The sequence below is a fragment of the Streptomyces sp. NPDC028331 genome (genome assembly GCF_055565775.1).
In genome coordinates this window covers 1-19,819 of sequence record NZ_JBVHTR010000037.1, presented here as the reverse complement: position 1 = coordinate 19,819, position 19,819 = coordinate 1, and the positions used below count along the sequence as shown (strand labels likewise).

The 19,819-nt window shown below is 70.5% G+C and carries 19 protein-coding genes; 11 read left to right on the top strand and 8 right to left on the bottom strand.

All coding sequences use genetic code 11. From position 1 onward, the window contains the following. Positions 1-24 precede the first annotated feature (24 nt). From ACZ4SW_RS35050 to ACZ4SW_RS35040, 3 genes are all read right to left on the bottom strand, one after another. Entirely contained in the window at positions 25-600 is a 576-nt protein-coding gene (locus ACZ4SW_RS35050; RefSeq protein WP_468253130.1) for a TerD family protein, read from the bottom strand. A 155-nt stretch (positions 601-755) separates the two neighbouring features. Beyond that, entirely contained in the window at positions 756-1,214 is a 459-nt protein-coding gene (locus tag ACZ4SW_RS35045; protein ID WP_468253129.1) for a peroxiredoxin, read from the bottom strand. 248 nt (positions 1,215-1,462) lie between these two features. Then, on the bottom strand, positions 1,463-1,900 hold the full coding sequence (locus tag ACZ4SW_RS35040) for a DUF3052 domain-containing protein (protein WP_468253128.1): 438 nt from the start codon (positions 1,898-1,900) through the stop codon (positions 1,463-1,465). 425 nt (positions 1,901-2,325) lie between these two features. On the opposite strand from ACZ4SW_RS35040, the gene aceE reads away from it, so the two are divergent. Further along, entirely contained in the window at positions 2,326-5,073 is a 2,748-nt protein-coding gene (gene aceE / locus ACZ4SW_RS35035) for a pyruvate dehydrogenase (acetyl-transferring), homodimeric type (protein ID WP_468253127.1), read from the top strand. Positions 5,074-5,501: 428 nt separating this feature from the next. Here the strand turns inward: aceE and ACZ4SW_RS35030 are convergent, their stop codons facing one another. Further along, the gene (locus tag ACZ4SW_RS35030) at positions 5,502-5,801 is read right to left on the bottom strand and encodes a small hydrophobic protein (protein ID WP_468253126.1); all 300 of its coding nucleotides are present in this window, start codon (positions 5,799-5,801) and stop codon (positions 5,502-5,504) included. A 194-nt stretch (positions 5,802-5,995) separates the two neighbouring features. Further along, a complete protein-coding gene (locus ACZ4SW_RS35025; RefSeq protein ID WP_468253125.1) occupies positions 5,996-7,612 on the bottom strand; it encodes an MFS transporter in 1,617 nt (538 codons plus the stop codon). Positions 7,613-7,724: 112 nt separating this feature from the next. Between ACZ4SW_RS35025 and ACZ4SW_RS35020 the strand changes: the two genes are divergently transcribed. From ACZ4SW_RS35020 to ACZ4SW_RS35010, 3 genes are all read left to right on the top strand, one after another. Next, positions 7,725-8,366, top strand: coding sequence for a TetR family transcriptional regulator (locus tag ACZ4SW_RS35020; RefSeq protein WP_468253124.1), 642 nt, complete (start codon positions 7,725-7,727; stop codon positions 8,364-8,366). A gap of 295 nt (positions 8,367-8,661) precedes the next feature. Next, positions 8,662-9,879, top strand: a complete 1,218-nt coding sequence (locus ACZ4SW_RS35015; protein WP_468253123.1) for an alpha/beta hydrolase — start codon at positions 8,662-8,664, stop codon at positions 9,877-9,879. Positions 9,880-9,944: 65 nt separating this feature from the next. Continuing rightward, positions 9,945-10,793, top strand: coding sequence for a DUF4429 domain-containing protein (locus ACZ4SW_RS35010; protein ID WP_468253122.1), 849 nt, complete (start codon positions 9,945-9,947; stop codon positions 10,791-10,793). 15 nt (positions 10,794-10,808) lie between these two features. Here ACZ4SW_RS35010 and ACZ4SW_RS35005 read toward each other — a convergent pair whose 3' ends face one another. Both ACZ4SW_RS35005 and ACZ4SW_RS35000 read right to left on the bottom strand, forming a co-directional pair. Next, a complete protein-coding gene (locus ACZ4SW_RS35005) occupies positions 10,809-11,825 on the bottom strand; it encodes an aldo/keto reductase (protein ID WP_468253120.1) in 1,017 nt (338 codons plus the stop codon). Next, complete coding sequence (locus tag ACZ4SW_RS35000) at positions 11,822-12,298, bottom strand: MerR family transcriptional regulator (protein WP_468253119.1); 477 nt, start codon at positions 12,296-12,298, stop codon at positions 11,822-11,824. The genes ACZ4SW_RS35005 and ACZ4SW_RS35000 overlap by 4 nt, the downstream gene beginning before the upstream one ends. 94 nt (positions 12,299-12,392) lie before the next feature. Here ACZ4SW_RS35000 and ACZ4SW_RS34995 point away from each other — a divergent pair, with 94 nt between their 5' ends. Beyond that, positions 12,393-12,878, top strand: a complete 486-nt coding sequence (locus tag ACZ4SW_RS34995) for a GNAT family N-acetyltransferase (RefSeq protein WP_468253118.1) — start codon at positions 12,393-12,395, stop codon at positions 12,876-12,878. Between the two features lie 10 nt (positions 12,879-12,888). Continuing rightward, on the top strand, positions 12,889-13,710 hold the full coding sequence (locus tag ACZ4SW_RS34990) for a serine hydrolase domain-containing protein (RefSeq protein ID WP_468253117.1): 822 nt from the start codon (positions 12,889-12,891) through the stop codon (positions 13,708-13,710). A 164-nt stretch (positions 13,711-13,874) separates the two neighbouring features. On the opposite strand, the gene ACZ4SW_RS34985 is transcribed toward ACZ4SW_RS34990, so the two are convergent. Next, entirely contained in the window at positions 13,875-14,534 is a 660-nt protein-coding gene (locus ACZ4SW_RS34985) for a pirin family protein (protein ID WP_468253116.1), read from the bottom strand. An 81-nt stretch (positions 14,535-14,615) separates the two neighbouring features. Between ACZ4SW_RS34985 and fasR the strand changes: the two genes are divergently transcribed. The 5 genes from fasR (at position 14,616) to fabF (ending at position 19,658) form a co-directional block, all read left to right on the top strand. Then, on the top strand, positions 14,616-15,821 hold the full coding sequence (fasR, locus tag ACZ4SW_RS34980; RefSeq protein WP_468253115.1) for a fatty acid biosynthesis transcriptional regulator FasR: 1,206 nt from the start codon (positions 14,616-14,618) through the stop codon (positions 15,819-15,821). An 89-nt stretch (positions 15,822-15,910) separates the two neighbouring features. Further along, entirely contained in the window at positions 15,911-16,849 is a 939-nt protein-coding gene (locus tag ACZ4SW_RS34975; RefSeq protein WP_468253114.1) for an ACP S-malonyltransferase, read from the top strand. Positions 16,850-16,865: 16 nt separating this feature from the next. Further along, positions 16,866-17,897 carry a beta-ketoacyl-ACP synthase 3 gene (locus ACZ4SW_RS34970; protein WP_468253113.1) on the top strand — a complete coding sequence of 344 codons (1,032 nt, stop codon included), beginning with the start codon at positions 16,866-16,868 and terminating at the stop codon, positions 17,895-17,897. 101 nt (positions 17,898-17,998) lie between these two features. Next, positions 17,999-18,247, top strand: coding sequence for an acyl carrier protein (locus ACZ4SW_RS34965; protein ID WP_043440034.1), 249 nt, complete (start codon positions 17,999-18,001; stop codon positions 18,245-18,247). Positions 18,248-18,386: 139 nt separating this feature from the next. Then, entirely contained in the window at positions 18,387-19,658 is a 1,272-nt protein-coding gene (gene fabF, locus ACZ4SW_RS34960) for a beta-ketoacyl-ACP synthase II (protein ID WP_468253112.1), read from the top strand. The last annotated feature ends 161 nt before the right edge of the window (positions 19,659-19,819 follow it).

Below are 19,819 nucleotides of genomic sequence, written 5' to 3'. Positions count from 1 at the left end.
AGCCCGTGCGCTGGTGCGCCCGGGTCAGACGTTGACGCCGAAGTCCTGGGCGATGCCCCGCAGGCCCGAGGCGTAGCCCTGGCCGATGGCGCGGAACTTCCACTCGGCGCCGTGGCGGTAGAGCTCGCCGAACACCATGGCGGTCTCCGTGGAGGCGTCCTCGCTGAGGTCGTACCGGGCGATCTCCTGCTGGTTGGCCTGGTTCACCACGCGGATGAACGCGTTGCGCACCTGGCCGAAGGACTGCTGGCGGTTCTCGGCGTCGTAGATCGAGACGGGGAAGACGACCTTCTCGACGTCCGCCGGCACCGCCGCGAGGTTGACCTTGATCACCTCGTCGTCGCCCTCGCCCTCACCCGTGAGGTTGTCACCGGTGTGCTCCACGGAGCCGTCGGGGCTCTTGAGGTTGTTGAAGAACACGAAGTGCTGGTCGCTGACCACCTTGCCCGCCGAGTTCAGCAGCAGAGCGCTGGCGTCCAGGTCGAAGTCGGTGCCGGTGGTGGTGCGGACGTCCCAGCCGAGTCCGACGAGGACCGCGGTCAGGCCGGGGGCCTCCTTGGTCAGCGATACGTTGCCGCCCTTGCTGAGGCTGACTCCCACGAGTCCCTCCATTGGTGTCCAGGGGCGGGGAGCCCCGTCGTGCGATGTACCGGATCAACGAGTCGATCCTAGTGACGGGTTCCCACGCCCCACAGGCCTTGGAACCGAAGTAAGCCGAAGGGGCGCGCCCCTCGGGCGGACCCTTCGGCACGGCGTCACAGGGTGTCGAGCGCCTTCACGTACTCGTTCAGGTCACGCGCGTCCGGCAGGCCGTTGACGACGGTCCACCGCACCACGCCCTCCTTGTCGATGATGAAGGTCCCGCGCACCGCGCAACCCTTGTCCTCGTCGAAGACGCCGTACGCGCGCGAAATGTTGCCGTGCGGCCAGAAGTCGGACAGCAGCGGGTACTCCAGGCCCTCCTGCTCGGCGAAGACGCGCAGGGTGTGGATGGAGTCGTTGGAGACGGCGAGCAGCTGGGTGTCGTCGTTGACGAACGTCGGCAGGTTGTCGCGCAGCGCGCACAGCTCGCCGGTGCACACGCCGGTGAAGGCGAACGGGTAGAAGAGCAGCACGACGTTCTTCCGGCCGCGGAAGTCGGAGAGCTTCACGGTCGCGCCGTGGTTGTCCTTGAGCTCGAAGTCGGGGGCCTTGTCGCCGACCTGGATCGCCATGGTCCTGCTTTCTCTTTCGACGGGACTGTCGGAGCAGGACCACCCTACGCAGTGACCATGACGCGCGGTGCGAAGAGGCCGGGCTGAGCCGATGTCTCGGCCCGGCCCGGCGAAATCAGCCCGTCCCGGGGGTGCCCCCTGCTCGACGAGCTCGGGGCGGTGCGAGGACGAGGCCGTGCGGCCGATGGGTGCCGGGGGCGCGGCCCCCGGGAGGGCCATCCCGGCCGACGGCCCCGCTCAGCGGAGCGTCACCGCTTGGACTTGGCGGCCTTCGGCGTCACCAGACGCGAGCCGCTCCAGTCCTTGCCCACACTGACGCTCTTGGACGCCGACAGACCCGCCGTCGTCGCGGCTTCAGAGATGTCGCTGGGCTCCACGTAGCCCGTTCGGCCGGTCTTCGGCGTGAGGAGCAGGATCGAGCCGCCTTCTTCGACGTACGTGGTGGCGTCCACCAGCGCATCCGTCAGGTCGCCGTCCTCGTCGCGGAACCACAGCACCACGGCATCGGCAACGTCGTCGTAGTCCTCGTCCACGAGCTCGCTGCCGATGAGTTCCTCGATGGCCTCGCGAAGCTCCTGGTCGACATCGTCGTCGTAGCCGATCTCCTGGACCACCTGCTCGGGCTGGAACCCCAGCCTGACGGCAGGGTTCGTCCGCTCCTCCGCGTGGTCCGCGGTCGCGCTCACGGGTTGCCTCCTGATCATGTCTTGGTGAGTATCTCAGCCACGCGCGTACGCGAAGCATTGGCCGTAGTCCACACGGGCGGGGCGGATCGCGCAAGTACCCGGCGGTTCAGACCGCCGAAACGGTGACGATCCTGGCCGTGTCGCCGCAACTCCAGGCACGGTATCGCGCCGCAGGGTGACCTACACCACACCGTTCTGCCCGGTTTGCGCATTCCGGAATCATCCGCGGGTACGCCTCTCGAATAACTTTGCGGGGCGCGTCACGGCCTGGGCGTATCGTTGCGTTTTGATCGGGCCCGCCCCTGAACATCCGGCCCGCCGCCGTGGTTACCTCGCGGTAGAGATGACGTTTCGCTTCCCCGAGGTACACGATGGGGACCGGTGCAGCACAGGAAAAAGTGGCCCTCTGACAGGTAAGGAACAGCGTGGCTTCCGGATCCGATCGCAATCCGATCATCATTGGCGGCCTTCCGAGTCAGGTTCCTGACTTCGATCCCGAGGAAACCCAGGAGTGGCTCGACTCCCTCGACGCCGCCGTGGACCAGCGCGGCCGTGAGCGGGCCCGCTACCTGATGCTCCGTCTGATCGAGCGGGCCCGTGAGCGGCGCGTGGCCGTGCCCGAGATGCGCAGCACGGACTACGTGAACACCATCGCGACCAAGGACGAGCCGTTCTTCCCCGGTAACGAGGAGATCGAACGCAAGATCCTCAACGCCACCCGGTGGAACGCCGCCGTCATGGTCTCCCGCGCCCAGCGGCCCGGCATCGGCGTCGGCGGCCACATCGCCACCTTCGCCTCCTCGGCCTCGCTGTACGACGTGGGCTTCAACCACTTCTTCCGCGGCAAGGACGAGGGCGACGGCGGCGACCAGGTCTTCTTCCAGGGCCACGCCTCGCCGGGCATCTACGCCCGCGCGTACCTCCTGGACCGGCTCACGGAGCAGCACCTGGACGGCTTCCGCCAGGAGAAGTCCAAGGCGCCCTACGGGCTCTCCAGCTACCCGCACCCGCGCTCGATGCCGGACTTCTGGGAGTTCCCGACGGTCTCCATGGGACTCGGTCCGATCGGCGCGATCTACCAGGCGCGGATGAACCGCTACATGGAGGCGCGCGGCATCGCCGACACCTCCAAGTCGCACGTGTGGGCGTTCCTCGGCGACGGCGAGATGGACGAGCCGGAGTCGCTCGGGCAGCTCTCGATCGCCGCCCGCGAGGGCCTGGACAACCTGACCTTCGTCGTCAACTGCAACCTGCAGCGCCTGGACGGCCCGGTGCGCGGCAACGGCAAGATCATCCAGGAGCTGGAGTCGGTCTTCCGGGGCGCCGGCTGGAACGTGATCAAGCTGATCTGGGACCGCTCCTGGGACCCGCTGCTGGCCCAGGACCGGGACGGCGTGCTGGTCAACAAGATGAACACGACGCCGGACGGCCAGTTCCAGACGTACGCCACCGAGTCCGGCGCGTACATCCGCGAGCACTTCTTCGGCGACGACCTGCGGCTGCGCGCGATGGTCGAGAACATGACCGACGACCAGATCCTGCACCTGGGCCGCGGCGGTCACGACCACCGCAAGATCTACGCGGCCTTCTCGGCGGCCAAGGCCCACAAGGGCCAGCCGACGGTGATCCTGGCCAAGACGATCAAGGGCTGGACGCTGGGCCCGAACTTCGAGGGCCGCAACGCCACCCACCAGATGAAGAAGCTGACGGTCACCGACCTGAAGCACTTCCGGGACCGCCTGCACCTGCCGATCTCCGACAAGGAGCTGGAGTCCGGCCCGCCGCCGTACTACCACCCGGGCCGGGACTCGGAGGAGATCCAGTACATGCACGACATGCGCAAGGCGTGCGGCGGGTACGTCCCGACGCGCGTCGTGCGGTCGAAGCCGCTGGCGCTGCCGGACGACAAGACGTACGCGACCGTGAAGAAGGGCTCCGGTCAGCAGTCCATCGCCACCACCATGGCGTTCGTTCGACTGCTGAAGGACCTCATGCGGGACAAGGAGATCGGCAGGCGGTTCGTGCTGATCGCGCCCGACGAGTACCGCACCTTCGGCATGGACTCGTTCTTCCCGAGCGCGAAGATCTACAACCCGCTCGGCCAGCAGTACGAGGCCGTGGACCGGGACCTGCTGCTCGCCTACAAGGAGTCGCCGACCGGGCAGATGCTGCACGACGGCATCTCCGAGGCGGGCTGCACGGCGTCGCTGATCGCGGCGGGCTCGGCGTACGCCACGCACGGCGAGCCGCTCATCCCGGTGTACGTCTTCTACTCGATGTTCGGTTTCCAGCGCACCGGCGACCAGTTCTGGCAGATGGCCGACCAGCTTGCGCGCGGATTCGTCCTCGGCGCGACCGCGGGCCGTACGACGCTGACCGGTGAGGGCCTGCAGCACGCGGACGGCCACTCGCAGCTGCTCGCCTCGACGAACCCGGCGTGCGTGGCGTACGACCCGGCGTTCGCCTACGAGATCGCCTACATCGTGCAGGACGGTCTGCGCCGGATGTACGGCTCGTCGCCCGAGCACCCGCACGGCGAGGACGTCTTCTACTACCTCACCGTCTACAACGAGCCGATCCAGCACCCGGCCGAGCCGGCGAACGTGGACGTCGAGGGCATCCTCAAGGGCATCTACCGCTTCAGCGAGGGCACGGCGGGCAGCGTCCCGGCGCAGATCATGGCCTCGGGTGTCGCCCTGCCCTGGGCGGTCGAGGCGCAGAGGATCCTCGCCGAGGAGTGGAACGTGAAGGCCGACGTCTGGTCGGCGACCTCCTGGAACGAGCTGCGGCGCGAGGCCGTGGCGTGCGAGGAGCACAACCTGCTCCACCCGGAGGAGGAGCAGCGTGTCCCGTACGTGACGCGGAAGCTCGGCGCCGCGGAGGGTCCGTTCGTGGCGGTGTCCGACTGGATGCGGTCGGTTCCGGACCAGATCGCGCGCTGGGTGCCGGGCACGTACCAGTCGCTCGGCGCGGACGGCTTCGGCTTCGCCGACACGCGCGGGGCGGCGCGGCGCTTCTTCCACATCGACGCGCAGTCGGTCGTGGTGGCGGTGCTCGCCGAGCTGGCGCGGGAGGGCAAGGTCGACCGCTCGGTGCTGAAGCAGGCGATCGACCGGTACCGGCTGCTCGACGTGACGGCGGCGGACCCGGGCGCGGCGGGCGGCGACGCGTGAGGTGACGCTGCGCTCGGCCTGAGCGGTGGAAGGGCGGCGGGACCCGGTCCCCGCCGCCCTTCGTCGTCACACGTCTTCACGTTCTTATACGACGTGGGCATGAACGAGCAGTCGACGCAGGCCCGTTGGGCGACGTGCAAGTGTACCCGCGGACCCTGTCGGCGAGCGAGGTCGGCGCCCTGCGCTGATCCGCGCCACGACCGCCGCGGGCCCCCGCCGCTCCCGTGAGGAGCGGCGGGGGCCCGTCTGTTTTCCGGCATGGGGGCCGGTCGTCCCCCGGCGGAAGGCCGACCGCCCCGTCGGGCTGCCCGGTCCTCCCGCAGCACGCACGTCGACGATTGCCCTGTTCAGGGGCGCGGCCGGCGTCGTACTCCGGGACCCGGTCCGGCAGTGCCGTCACCGGCACCGTGTCGCAGGGCCTGAGCGGGTCACGGCCAGCCGGGGGTCGCCCCGGCGAGCCACACGATCGCCAGGAGCGTGTCGATCGCTCCCAAGACCACGGCCACCAGGGCCGGCACCGAACGGCTTCCCGTCCAGGTGCGGCCCATGGCCAGCCAGCCGCAGACGACCGCGACCGGGCCAAGGACGATGCCGAGGGCGAAGAAGCCCGCGATCGCACAGATGACTCCGACGATCCCGAGCGTCGCGCGATCCGGCCCGCTCCGGGACCACATCCGGCTCCGTGAGCGGGGGTACCTGCGCGTTCCGTGTCCGAAGCCCGCCATCATCAACTCCCTGACTCGGCCGTCGGTTCGGGCTTGATGGTGCGGGTACCCCCGTTTCGCGTTTCAGTCCTGCCGGTGCGCTGCCCCCCTCCGGCAGCGCACCGCAGGACGTGACCCACTGTGACCCGCGGCGCCCGCCCGGCGGGAGGGATCTTGAGCGCCTTCACCCTGATGAGGGAAACCGGGCCTGTGCCGGGTCAGATGTGGGCGGCCCCGGCGCCCGCCTCCGCATTCTCCCCGCGCTTGGTGAGCAGCGCGACCAGTACGGCCACGGCCGCGACTCCGGCCGCGACCAGGGAGGCGAGGCTCATACCGGAGATGAACGTGTCGTGCGCTACGGAGGTGATCTTCGCGGCGAATGCCTCGGGCGTGCCCTTGGGCACCGGGGCGACGCCGACCTGCACCGCCTCGGCAGCCTGGTCGAGCTGGGCCTGGCTGAGCGGCGGGAGCCCCGCGTCCTTCCAGTTGCCGGGCAGGGCGTGATCCACCTTGGAGGCCATGACGGCGCCCAGTACCGCCGTACCGAGGCTGCCGCCGATCTGCATGGCGGCCTGCTGGAGACCGCCGGCCACGCCGGACAGCTCCATCGGCGCGTTGCCGACGATGACCTCGGTGGCGCCGACCATCACGGGGGCGAGGCCGAGCCCCAGCAGGGCGAACCACAGCGACATGGTGGCGCTGCCGGTCCCCGCCTTCAGGGTGGACATGCCGTACATGGCGACCGTGGTGGCGAGCATGCCGCCGGCCAGCGGGATGCGCGGGCCCAGCTTGGTGATCAGCGCGCCCGCGAGCGGGGAGCCGACGATCATCATGCCGGTGAGCGGCAGGAGGTGCAGGCCGGCCTTGACCGGGCTCATCGCGTGCACGTTCTGCAGGTAGAAGGTGACGAAGAACAGGCCGCCCATGAAGGCGATCGCCATCAGGACCATCAGGACGACACCCGCGGACAGCGGCACCGAGCGGAACAGCGACAGCGGGATCAGCGGCTCCTTCACCTTCGTCTCCCAGACGGAGAAGAGGACGAAGCCCAGCACGGAGGCGCCGATGAACAGCCAGGTCTTCCCGTCGCCCCAGCCCCACGTCGGGGCCTTGATCAGGGCCCAGACCAGGCAGAACATGGCGCCGGACAGCAGCGCGATGCCGAGGATGTCGAAGGAACGCGGGGCGTTCTCGGCACGGTGGTCGGTCAGGATCACCAGGCCCAGGATCAGGGCGAGGGCACCGACCGGCACGTTGATGAAGAACACCGACTGCCAGTTGACGTGCTCGACGAGGACGCCGCCGAGGATCGGGCCACCCGCGGTGGAGGCGCCGATGACCATGCCCCAGATGCCGATCGCCATGTTCAGCTTCTCGGCCGGGAAGGTGGCCCGCAGCAGGCCGAGCGCGGCCGGCATCAGCAGCGCGCCGAACAGGCCCTGGAAGACGCGGAAGGTGACGACCGCGGCGATGCTGTGCGACAGGCCGATGGCGCCCGAGGCGGCGGCGAAGCCGGTGACGCCGACGAGGAAGGTCTGCCGGTGACCGAAGCGGTCGCCGAGCTTGCCCGCCGTGATCAGGGAGACCGCCAGGGCGAGGAAGTAGCCGTTGGTGATCCACTGGACATCGGCGAAGCTGGCGCCCAGGTCCTTTTGGATGGCCGGGTTGGCGATGGCCACGATGGTGCCGTCGAGGGCCACCATCATGACCCCCACGGCAACGGTGATCAGGGTGAACCACGGGTGCCCGCGCAGCCCCCTGCCCGGCGCGGACTCCGACGGGGCTTCCGGCGCCTTGTCCCCCGGCCCTGTCGTGTCGATGGTCTGACTAGTCATGTGTTCGAGGCTAGTGACAGCCACTGACAATTGACAAACCAGTTCACAATTCAGTAACTGTCACGTCGTTCGCCGATAGTGTGAACCGGGCGGATGAACGGAATGAGGGCTCATGGAAACGGCGTCGCGACCGGGGCTGCGCGAGCGCAAGAAGCGGCGCACCCGGGACGCGCTGCTGCGCGCCGCCCTGGAGCTGTTCACCACCCGGGGATACGAGACGACGACCGTCGACGACATCGCCGAGGCGGCGGACGTCTCGCAGCGCACCTTCTTCCGGTACTTCGCCGGCAAGGAGGACGTCGTCTTCTTCGCCCACTCCCTCGCGGAGGAGCACTTCGTCGACGTCCTGCGCGGACGGCCGCTCGAAGAGGGCCCGTTGGAGGCGTTGCGACAGGCGGTGCTGGAGGGCTGGGACCGCATCGGGGAGGCCATCGAGCGGATCGTCCCGGTGGAACTCCACATGCGCACCTACCGGTTGATCGAGTCGACGCCCACCCTGTTCGCCACCCATCTGCGCCGCTCGGCGGAGCTGGAGGAGGAGATCGCCCGCATCATCGCCGCACGCGAGGGACTCGACGTGGACAGGGACCCGCGGCCCCGGGTCGCGGTGGCCGTGTTCAGCGGGGTGATCCGGGTCACGGAACGCCTGTGGAGCGCGGGCGGCGACACCAGCGTGGCGGCGATCCGCGAGCTGACGGCCTCGTATCTCGACGCCCTCCGCCCCGCGTTGGCGGACAAGTGGCGCACGGAGTGACGACGTACGCATGTCGTACGCACTCCGCACGAACGCCGAACGTACGTATGTCGCGGGAACTGATTCCGTGTCGGTCGCGTGGACGTCAAGCGAATTCCCGGCGCGTCCGGGAAGGGCCGTCGCCGGAAGGGTGACCTCGTCGTGACAGCGCGTGCCAAGTGATGTGCACCTCATCGACTTAGCGTGACGATCGAACGCAAGGGCTACCCGTTTTGCCCCAATTGACATACGAGAAACGTGAGACGCATCACTCGGCTAACGCGAGACCCTCTCGTTCTCCTAGTGTGTCCTTCCAGTGACTTCCTTCGACACCTCCCCGCAACTCAACGCCTGGCGCGCGCTGCTCGCGCTGGCCGTGGTCTTCGTGATGCTCGCGACGACCGGCTGGACCGCCGTGCGCAGCCACCGTGGCGCGACGCCCCTCGAGGCGTCGCGTTCCGCGTGGGAGCACGGCACGATGGCCGGACACAGGCTGCCGGACCCCGGCGACTCCCCGGCCCGCCTCGCCCGCTTCTTCTCCTCGCTCGACGCGCACCAGCGCTCCCGGCTCGTCCACCGCTACCCGCTCGCGGTCGGCAACATGAACGGGGCGCCGGTGGGCCTGCGTTACGAGGCCAACCGCATCGCCCTCGACCAGCAGCGGAAGGTCGAGCGCGCCCGGATGCACGACGACCGGCTGTCATCGGTGGGCCAGCAGGACGCGGGCCGCCTGATGCACCGCTTCGAGGCGCTCATGGAGAAGGGCCGGCAGATCCTCGCCTTCGACCCGGACGGTTCGGGCCGCATCGCGGAGGTCTTCGGCGACCTGGTCTCCGCCCGTCGGATCTCGGTCGTCGTGCCCGGCGTCGACACCGACCTGCTCACCTTCCAGCGCACCGTCCGCCCGTACTCGGCCCCGGTCGGCATGGCCCAGTCGCTGTACGCGGCGGAGCACGCGGCGAGCCCCGGCACCCGGACGGCCGTGATCGCCTGGGCCGACTACACCTCGCCCAGCGGCCTCGGCATGGAGGCGGCGACCGCGATGCGCGCCGAGCAGGGCGCCGTCCGGCTCAACGCCCTCCTGCGCGCCCTGCCCGGCCGTTCGACCGTCCAGCTCTACTGCCACAGCTACGGCTCGGTGCTCTGCGGGATCGCCGCGCGCACGCTGCCCGCGCGGGTGTCCGACATAGCGGTGGCGGGCAGCCCCGGCATGCGCGCCGAGTCGGCCGCCGGGCTGCACACCACGGCCCGGGTCTGGGCCATGCGGGACGCCGACGACTGGATCCAGGACGTGCCGTACCTGGAGGTCGGGGGCCTCGGCCACGGCGCCGACCCGGTCTCCCGCGCCTTCGGCGCCAGGCTGCTGTCCGCGCAGGGGGCGAAGGGCCACGCCGGCTACTTCACGCCGGGCACCGACAGCCTGCGCAACTTCGCCGACATCGGCGTCGGGGCGTACGACACGGTGCGGTGCGCGCACGACGATGACGCGTGCCGGGCGGATCTGCCCGGCATGGTGCCGGTCGGACGCGCGTAGAAGACCAGGAATTGCGGTCTGCTCGGGGAGCGACGGAGGAGCGCGTGCCGCATACGATGAGCCGCATGGGTGACGTACTGGCCGGATTTCATGCCGTCTGGGAGTTCGAGTCCGACTCCGTGCTCATCCGCTTCGAACGGGGGATCCGCACACCGAAGCTGTTCCAGGCGCTCGGGCGGCGCCGCATCCCCCTGGAGGCGATCGCGGGGGTCACGCTCAGCCCGGGCAGACGCGGGACCGTGGTCCTGCACGCGGTGCCGAGACCCGGTGCCGACCCGCTGATGGAGGCGGCGGACGGACAGCTCAAGGAGACCTCCGACCCCTACCGGCTGGTCCTGCCCGCCGACCGCGAGCCCCTCGCCGAGTCCTGCGCGGAAGAGCTGCGCGCCCGCATCGGCGGGGACGCCACCCCGGCCGAGCGGTTCCTGGTCGCGGCGCCCGAGGCTCCGCTCCAGTTCAAGGCGTACGACGGGAAGGCGTCCTTCGACGGCAAGGCGGTGTCCTTCCGCTGGTTCTGGACGGGCGCGTCCTCGGCCAAGTGGAAGGCCGGCGACCAGAGTTTCCCGGTCGGCGACCTCAGCGGGGTGGAGTGGCGGTCGCCGGAGGTGTCCGAGGGGTACCTGCGGTTGCTGCGCCGCGACGGCGGCGGGCAGCCGGCCCAGCCCGACCAGGACCCCGCGGCCGTCGTCTTCGGGCTCGGCTACGGCCCCGTTCACGAGTCGTTGCCGTTCGCCGCGGCCGTGCTGGCCGCGGCGCGGGCCGCGGGCACCACCCCGGTCGCGGTGCCCGCCCCTCGGCGGGACCCGGCGGACATCGCCGAGCGGATTCGGCATCTCGGGGAGTTGTACGAGGCGGGGCTCGTCACGGACGAGGAGTTCTCCGTGAAGAAGGCGGAGTTGCTGGCGGAGCTGTGAGCGCGAGGCTCCGTACTACTCCCGGCCCACCGACGTGAAGCTCATGTCCGGGTAGCGGTCGCCCGCCACCTGCGACGCGATCGGCTCCAGCAGGGACAACTCCTCCTCCGCCAGGACGATCCGGGTGGCCCCGACGTTCTCCTCGACGCGGTGGCGCTTGGTCGTGCCCGGGATCGGCACCACCGGCAGGCCCCGCACCGTGGCCTGCTGCTGCACCCAGGCCAGCGCGATCTGCGCCGGCGAGGCGCCGTGGGCCTTCGCGACCGACCGGATCGGCTCCAGGAGCGCGGCGTTGGCCGCCGCGTTCTCGCCGGTGAAGCGGGGCATCGTACGGCGGAAGTCCTGCTCCGTGAGCTCCGTCTCCGCGTTCACGAAGGAGCCCGTGAGGAAGCCGCGGCCGAGCGGCGAGTACGGCACCAGGGCCACGCCAAGCTCCTCTGCGGCCGGCACCACCTTCGCCTCGATGTCCCGGCTGAACAGCGACCACTCCGACTGCACCGCGGCGATCGGGTGCACCGCGTGCGCCGCCCGGAGTTCATCGGCGGTGACCTCGCTGAGGCCGAGGTGCTTGACCTTGCCCTCGCGCACCAGCTCCGCCATGGCGCCGACGGTCTCCTCGATCGGCACGTTCACGTCCCGGCGGTGCATGTAGTAGAGGTCGATGACGTCCACGTCCAGGCGCTTCAGGCTCGCCTCGACGCACTGCCGGATGTAGGGCGGGTCGTTGCGGACGATCCGCTTGAACGGGTCGTCGGGCGGGACGGAGATCGCGAACTTGGTGGCGATGACCACCTCCTCCCGATGCGCCTTGAAGAACGGTGACAGGAACTTCTCGTTCTCCCCCGCGCCGTACATGTCCGCCGTGTCGTACAGGGTGACGCCGAGCTCCAGCGCCCGCTCCAGGGTGGCGCGCGACTCCTCGGCGTCCGCGGGGCCGTACGCGAAGGTCATGCTCATGCAGCCGAGTCCCTGCACCCCCACTTCGGGGCCGCCGTCGCCGAGCCGTACCTGCGGGATCCTGCTGTCCGTCATCGGGGCCTCTCCGACGCCAGGGCGCGCCCGGCGTCCGCATAGAAATCGATCTTCCGGTTGAGGACCGCGAGCGTGTCCTGGAGCTCCGCGATCCGGGCGAGCACGTCCCGCCGGGTCGCCTCCAGGAGTTCGTACCGCTCGGCGTAGGTGTGGTCTCCGGCGCGCACCAGTTCCGCGTAGCGCACCATGTCGGCCACGGGCATGCCGGTGAGCCGGAGCTTGCCGACGAGGTCGAGCCAGTCCAGGTCGGCGTTGCTGTAGCGGCGCTGGCCGGTGTGCGAGCGGTCCACGTGGGGCATCAGCCCGATCCGCTCGTACCAGCGCAGGGTGTGCGCCGTCAGGCCGGTGAAGGCGACGACCTCGCTGATCGTGTAACTGTCCTGCCCGTCGGGGCGGGGGTGCCGCCCGGGCGCCACGCCGCAGATGTCGGTCCCGTTTTCGGCCGCCTCGGCCAAGGTCTCGATCACCGTCATGGCGTCCACGCTAGGACCTTCGAGTGCACTCCAAGCAAGCGGAATGTAATGAAAATGGCGAGACCCGGACGACGGCCGTGACTAGCGTGCGGGCATGAGTCTCGTACGCCGGGCCCTGCCCGAGGACGCCGAAGAAGTGCTGCGCCTGCGCCAGGTGATGATCGACTCGGTCTTCGCGGCGCACGCCTCCGCCTCCACCGAGTGGCACGAGGAGTCCCTGCCCGCGCTGCGCGGCCGGCTCGCCGATCCGGACGGCGGCTTCGCGGCGTTCGTCGTGGACCATCCGGAGCGGCCGGGCGCCCTGGCGGCGCTGGTGGCCGGGACGATCGAGTACCGGATCGGGCGGGCGGGCAATCCGCGCGGCAGGGTCGGGTACGTCTTCAGCGTGGCCACCGATCCGGACGCGCGCCGCCGGGGCTACGCCCGCGCCTGCATGGAGGAGCTGCTGGACTGGTTCCGCGAGCGGGACGTCCCGCAGGTCGACCTGAACGCGTCCGCCGAGGCCGAGCCGCTGTACGCGTCGCTGGGCTTCGTCCGCAAGCCGGACCCCTCCATGCGGCTGAACCTCCGGCCCGCTTAGGCTCGAGGGCATGTCGCTGCAGAGCCTGGCACTGATCGAGAACTGGCCCGTCCCCACCGCCGCCGCGGCGGTCGTCCGCGCGGACGGCACCGTCCTCGGCACGCACGGCCCGGTCGACCACCGGTTCCCGCTGGCCTCGGTGACCAAGCCGCTGGCCGCCTACGCGGTGCTCGTCGCGTACGAGGAGGGGGCGCTCGAGCTGGACGAACCGGCCGGACCGCCCGGTTCCACCGTCCGTCATCTGCTCGCGCACACCTCCGGTCTGGCCTTCGACGAGCACCGGGTGACGTCGGCGCCCGGTGAGCGGCGGCTGTACTCGAACGCCGGGTTCGAGGTGCTGGGCGACCATGTGGCGAAGGCGACGGACATCCCGTTCGCCGAGTACGCCCGGCAGGCGGTGCTGGAGCCGCTCGGCATGACGTCCACGGCCCTGGACGGCTCCCCGGCGAAGGACGGCGTCTCCACGGTGGCGGACCTGGCGCGCTTCGCGGCGGAGGTGCAGGCACCGCGCCTGCTGGACCCGCGCACGGTCGCGGACGCGATGACGGTGCAGTACCCGGGCACGAAGGGGGTGCTGCCCGGGTACGGCCACCAGAACCCCAACGACTGGGGGCTCGGCTTCGAGATCCGTGACTCCAAGTCGCCGCACTGGACGGGCTCCTCGTCCTCACCGCGAACGTTCGGGCACTTCGGTCAGTCGGGCACGTTCCTGTGGATCGATCCGGTGGCCGGGGTGGCGTGCGTGGCGCTGACGGACCGCGCCTTCGGCCCGTGGGCGATCGAGGCGTGGACGCCGTTCACGGACGCGGTGCTGGCGGAGGTACGGGGCTGACGGCGCCCGTGAGAGGCACCCGTCGAGCGAAAACCCCTCTCTCGCGCCGGGAGGTCACCCGGGATCCACGGGACCCGGGTGCCGGTCGGCGTCCGGCACTGCGACCAAGCCGAAGCCGGACGTGCGCCATGTGGCCCGAGGGGACCTCGGCGCGGCCCAGCAGGTCACCGACCCGTCATCTCCCACACCAGCAGTTCCGCCCCCGTCACCGCCACCGCCTCCAGCCCCTCGGCGCCCGTGATCCGCACCGCGTCCCCGGGTCCCAGCTCCTCCCCCTTCAGCCGTACTCCGCCCCGCACCACATGGACGTACGCGTACGCCGCATCCGGCACCGCCGTCCGCTCCCCCGCCCCCAGGCGCCGCACGTGGAGCATCGCGCCCGCCTCCGGGACCGCGTAGGGGGTGGAGTCCGCGATGCCGTGGACGACCTCATACACGGGGTCGCCGCCCGGGGTCAGAGGGGACAGCCACATCTGCACGAAGACCAGGGGGGTCTCGCCGTCGTTGCGTTCGACGTGGCGGACGCCGGCCCCGGCGCTCAGGCGCTGGACGTCGCCGGGGCGGATCACCGAGGTGTGGCCGGTGGAGTCGCGGTGGGTCAGTTCGCCCTCCACCACCCATGTGACGATCTCCGTGTGGCTGTGCGGGTGCTCGTCGAAGCCCGCGCCCGGTGCCAGCCGCTCCTCGTTGCAGGCGATCACCGCGCCGAAGCGGAGGTTGTCCGGGTCGTAGTGCGGGCCGAAGCTGAAGGCGTGCAGGGACTCGATCCCGGCGGCCGGGTCCCCTCCGCGGTAGCGCTCACCGGCGCGCCGTACGTCCATCACGTTCCCCACCGTAGCCCCGTGTCTCCCGCCCTCCGGGACCCCCGGCACACGGTCCCGTCCCGATAAGGCAGTCTTGTCCCCGTGCCCGAACCCGAAGCCCGCCTCACCGAGCCCCCAGCGCATTCCATCCATCCGCACGCCGCGACGCTGAAGCGGCTGGAGAAATCGTCCGGAAGCCTCGCCGCCCAGGCCATCGCGCGCATGGACGAGACGCTGCCGTGGTACCGGGCGATGCCTCCGGAGAACCGTTCCTGGATCGGGCTGGTGGCTCAGGCGGGTATCGCCGCGTTCACCGAGTGGTTCCGGCACCCGGACGCCCCGCAGGCCATCTCCACCGATGTGTTCGGGACCGCGCCGCGCGAGCTGACCAGGGCGATCACCCTGCGGCAGACCGTGGAGATGGTGCGCACCACCATCGAGGTCATGGAGTCGGCCATCGACGAGGTGGCCGCCCCCGGTGACGAGTCCGTGCTGCGCGAGGCGCTCCTCGTCTACGCGCGGGAGATCGCCTTCGCCACCGCGCAGGTCTACGCCCAGGCCGCCGAGGCCCGCGGCGCCTGGGACGCGCGGCTGGAGTCGCTCGTCGTGAACGCGGTGCTGAGCGGGGAGGCCGACGAGGGGGCCGTCAGCCGGGCCGCCGCACTTGGCTGGAACTCGCCTGAACATGTGTGCGTGGTGCTGGGTACGGCGCCGGACGGTGACAGCGAGTTGACCGTCGAAGCGATTCGGCGGGCCGCGCGGCACGCCAAGCTCCAGGTGCTCACCGGGGTGCTCGGGGACCGGCTCGTCGTCATCGCCGGAGGCAGCGACAATCCGCTCGCGGTCGCCAAGTCGCTGATCGGGCCGTTCGCCGCCGGGCCCGTCGTGGCCGGGCCGATCGTGCCCGATCTGCTGGCCGCGACCCGGTCCGCGCAGGCCGCCGCCGCGGGCCTGAAGGCGTGTTCTGCCTGGCAGGACGCCCCGCGCCCGGTGCTGGCGGACGATCTGCTGCCGGAGCGCGCGATCGCGGGTGATCCGAGTGCGCGCGAGCAGTTGGTGGAGGAGATCTACAGACCGCTGGAGGAGGCGGGCTCGGCGCTCCTGGAGACGCTCAGCGTGTATCTGGAGCAGGCGTCCAGTCTGGAGGGCGCCGCACGCATGCTCTTCGTTCACCCGAACACCGTCCGCTACCGGCTCCGACGTGTGACAGACGTCACCGGGTGGTCACCCTCTGATGTACGCTCCGCGTTCACGTTGCGGATCGCCCTGATTCTGGGGCGTCTGGCCGAGGGCGATCTCCAGACCTAGTCTTTTGTCGGGGGCCCACAAAACCCCCTGCGGTTCTTCGTCCTTGTCCCCACGGGCGGCCCCGGCCGTCCCCAAGAGAGAGTGTGAGAGTGCTCGTACTCGTCGCTCCCGGCCAGGGCGCCCAGACGCCCGGCTTCCTGACTCCCTGGCTCGACCTCCCCGGCGCCGCCGACCGCGTCGGCGCCTGGTCGGAGGCCATCGGACTGGACCTCGTCCACTACGGCACGCAGGCCGACGCCGACGCCATCCGGGACACCGCCGTGGCCCAGCCCCTGCTGGTGGCCGCCGGGCTGCTGTCCGCCGCGGCACTCGGTGTCGACACACTCGCCGCTGACGCGGCGGGCGTCCCGGGCGCCGTCGCGGGACACAGCGTCGGTGAGATCACCGCGGCGGCCTTCGCGGGCGTCCTCGGCGACACGGCCGCGCTGACGCTCGTCCGCAAGCGGGGCCTCGCCATGGCCGACGCCGCCGCGATCACGCCCACCGGCATGTCGGCCCTGCTCGGCGGAGACCCCGAGACGACCGTCCCGCACCTGGAGAAGCTCGGCCTGACCCCGGCGAACGTGAACGGCGCCGGGCAGATCGTGGCCGCGGGCACCCTGGACCAGCTCGCCGCCCTGGAGGCGGACAAGCCGGAGGGCGTGCGCCGGGTCGTTCCGCTGAAGGTGGCGGGCGCCTTCCACACCCACCACATGGCACCCGCGGTGGACGCCCTCGCGCACGCGGCCGAGGCGCTGACGCCCGCCGATCCGAAGGTCATCTACGTCTCCAACAAGGACGGGCAGACCGTCGAGACCGGCACCGAGGTGCTCAAGCGCCTGGTCGGCCAGGTCGCCAACCCGGTCCGCTGGGACCTGTGCATGGAGACCTTCCAGAAGCTGGGCGCGACCGCGCTGATCGAGGTGTGCCCCGGGGGCACCCTCACCGGCATCGCCAAGCGCGCGCTGCCGGGCGTCAAGACCCTCGCCCTGAAGACCCCCGACGACCTCGACGCGGCTCGCGAGCTCATCGCCGAGCACAGCGCCTGATCAGGAGAGCGAGAGCATGTCGAAGATCAAGGCACGCAAAGGCGCCCCCTACGCTCGCATCCTCGGCGTCGGCGGGTACCGCCCGGTCCGGGTGGTACCGAACGAGGTCATCCTGGAGAAGATCGACTCCTCCGACGAGTGGATCCGCTCCCGGTCCGGCATCGAGACCCGGCACTGGGCGAACGACGAGGAGACCGTCGCCGCGATGTCGATCGAGGCGGCCGGCAAGGCGATCGCCGACGCCGGGATCGCCGCCGACCAGATCGGCGCGGTCGTCGTCTCCACCGTGTCGCATTTCAGCCAGACCCCGGCCGTGGCCACCGAGATCGCCGACAAGCTGGGCACGAACAAGGCCGCCGCCTTCGACATCTCGGCGGGCTGCGCGGGCTTCGGCTACGGCCTCACGCTCGCCAAGGGCATGGTCGTGGAGGGCTCGGCCGAGTACGTCCTCGTCATCGGCGTGGAGCGGCTGTCGGACCTGACGGACCTGGAGGACCGGGCGACCGCGTTCCTGTTCGGGGACGGCGCCGGAGCGGTCGTCGTGGGCCCCTCCGAGGAGCCGCACATCGGCCCCACGGTGTGGGGTTCGGAGGGCGACAAGGCCGAGACCATCAAGCAGACGGTGCCGTGGAACCGCTTCCGGATCGGCGACGTCTCCGAGCTCCCGCTCGACAGCGAGGGCAACGTCAAGTTCCCTGCGATCACGCAGGAGGGCCAGGCGGTGTTCCGCTGGGCCGTGTTCGAGATGGCGAAGGTCGCCCAGCAGGCGCTGGACGCGGCCGGGATCACCCCGGACGACCTGGACGTCTTCATTCCGCACCAGGCCAACGTGCGGATCATCGACTCGATGGTGAAGACTCTGGGGCTGCCGGAGCACGTCACGGTCGCCCGTGACATCCGCACCACCGGCAACACCTCGGCCGCCTCGATCCCGCTCGCGATGGAGCGGCTCCTGGCGACCGGTGAGGCGAAGAGCGGCGACACCGCGCTCGTCATCGGCTTCGGGGCGGGTCTCGTCTACGCCGCGACGGTCGTTACCCTCCCCTAGGCACTCCGTGCCGGATCATGCGGTCCGGTGCGGGAACTGCACAACCTGCCGCTGACGCGGCGGGCGCCACACATTTGGATATCTACGAAGGAGCGCCTGACATGGCCGCCACTCAGGAAGAGATCGTCGCCGGTCTCGCCGAGATCGTGAACGAGATCGCCGGGATCCCCACCGAGGACGTCCAGCTGGACAAGTCCTTCACCGACGACCTGGACGTCGACTCGCTGTCCATGGTCGAGGTCGTCGTCGCCGCCGAGGAGCGCTTCGACGTCAAGATCCCGGACGACGACGTCAAGAACCTCAAGACGGTCGGTGACGCCGCCGAGTACATCCTCAAGCACCAGGCCTGATCGACCGATCACCTGGGCTGAGGGCCCGGGCCAGGCCATCCGGCCGCCCGGGCCGACTGCCCCGCCACCCGGCGGTGGCGCCGCCATCCCCGCCCGCGCGGGGGTTGTCCTCCTCGAATCCGTTGGAGAAAGAATTCCCGTGAGCTCGACCAATCGCACCGTGGTCGTCACCGGTATCGGCGCAACCACACCGCTGGGTGGCGACGCGGCCTCTACCTGGGAGGGCCTGATCGCCGGCAAGTCCGGTGTCAGCCCCCTCGAGCAGGAGTGGGCCGCCGAGCAGGCGGTCCGCATCGCCGCGCAGATCGCCGTGGAGCCCTCCGAGGTCATCCCGCGGCCTCAGGCCCGCCGTCTGGACCGTTCGGCGCAGTTCGCGCTGATCGCGGCTCAGGAGGCGTGGAAGGACGCCGGCTTCACCGGAAAGGCCGGGGAGGACTCCAGCGTCGACCCCGACCGGCTCGGTGCGGTCATCGCCTCCGGCATCGGTGGTGTGACGACCCTGCTCGACCAGTACGACGTGCTCAAGGAGAAGGGCGTCCGCCGCGTCTCCCCGCACACCGTCCCCATGCTGATGCCGAACAGCCCGTCGGCCAACGTGGGCCTGCTCGTGGGCGCCCGCGCGGGCGTGCACACGCCGGTCTCCGCCTGTGCGTCGGGCGCGGAGGCCATCGGCTACGCCATCGAGATGATCCGCACCGGCCGCGCCGACGTCGTCGTCGCGGGTGGCACGGAGGCGGCGATCCACCCGCTGCCGATCGCCGCGTTCGGCAACATGATGGCGATGTCCAAGAACAACGAGAACCCCCAGGGCGCCTCGCGTCCCTACGACGTCGACCGTGACGGCTTCGTCCTCGGCGAGGGCGCCGGCGTGATCGTCCTGGAGTCCGCCGAGCACGCCGCCAAGCGCGGGGCCCGCGTCTACGCCGAGGCGGTCGGACAGGGCATCTCCGCCGACAGCCACGACATCGTGCAGCCCGAGCCGGAGGGGCGGGGCATCGCGCACGCCCTGCAGAACCTGCTGGACCGCACCGACCTGGTCCCGGCCGAGATCGTGCACGTCAACGCGCACGCCACGTCGACGCCTGCCGGTGACGTCGCCGAGCTGAAGGCGCTGCGGAAGGTGTTCGGTGACGACACCGACCACATCGCGGTGTCCGCGACCAAGTCGATGACCGGTCACCTGCTGGGTGGTGCCGGCGGTGTCGAGTCGGTCGCGACCGTGCTCGCCCTGTACCACCGGGTGGCTCCGCCGACCATCAACGTCGAGAACATCGACCCCGAGGCCGAGGCGAACGCGGACGTCGTCCGCGGTGAGGCGCGCAAGCTGCCCGTGGAGGGCCGGATCGCCGCGCTGAACGACTCGTTCGGGTTCGGCGGCCACAACGTGGTGCTGGCGTTCCGTACGGTCTGACGCGGGCCGTCCCGGTCACACGACTCGGACCCGCCTGCGGGAACACGCTGAAGGGCCCCCACCGAGGGCGGTTTCTAGGGATCGTTGCAACACGTGGTCGTGTTGATCAGGCCGCGAGCAGTTTATGCAGGCGCTCGGCTGGGGTTGCCCAGCCGAGCGTT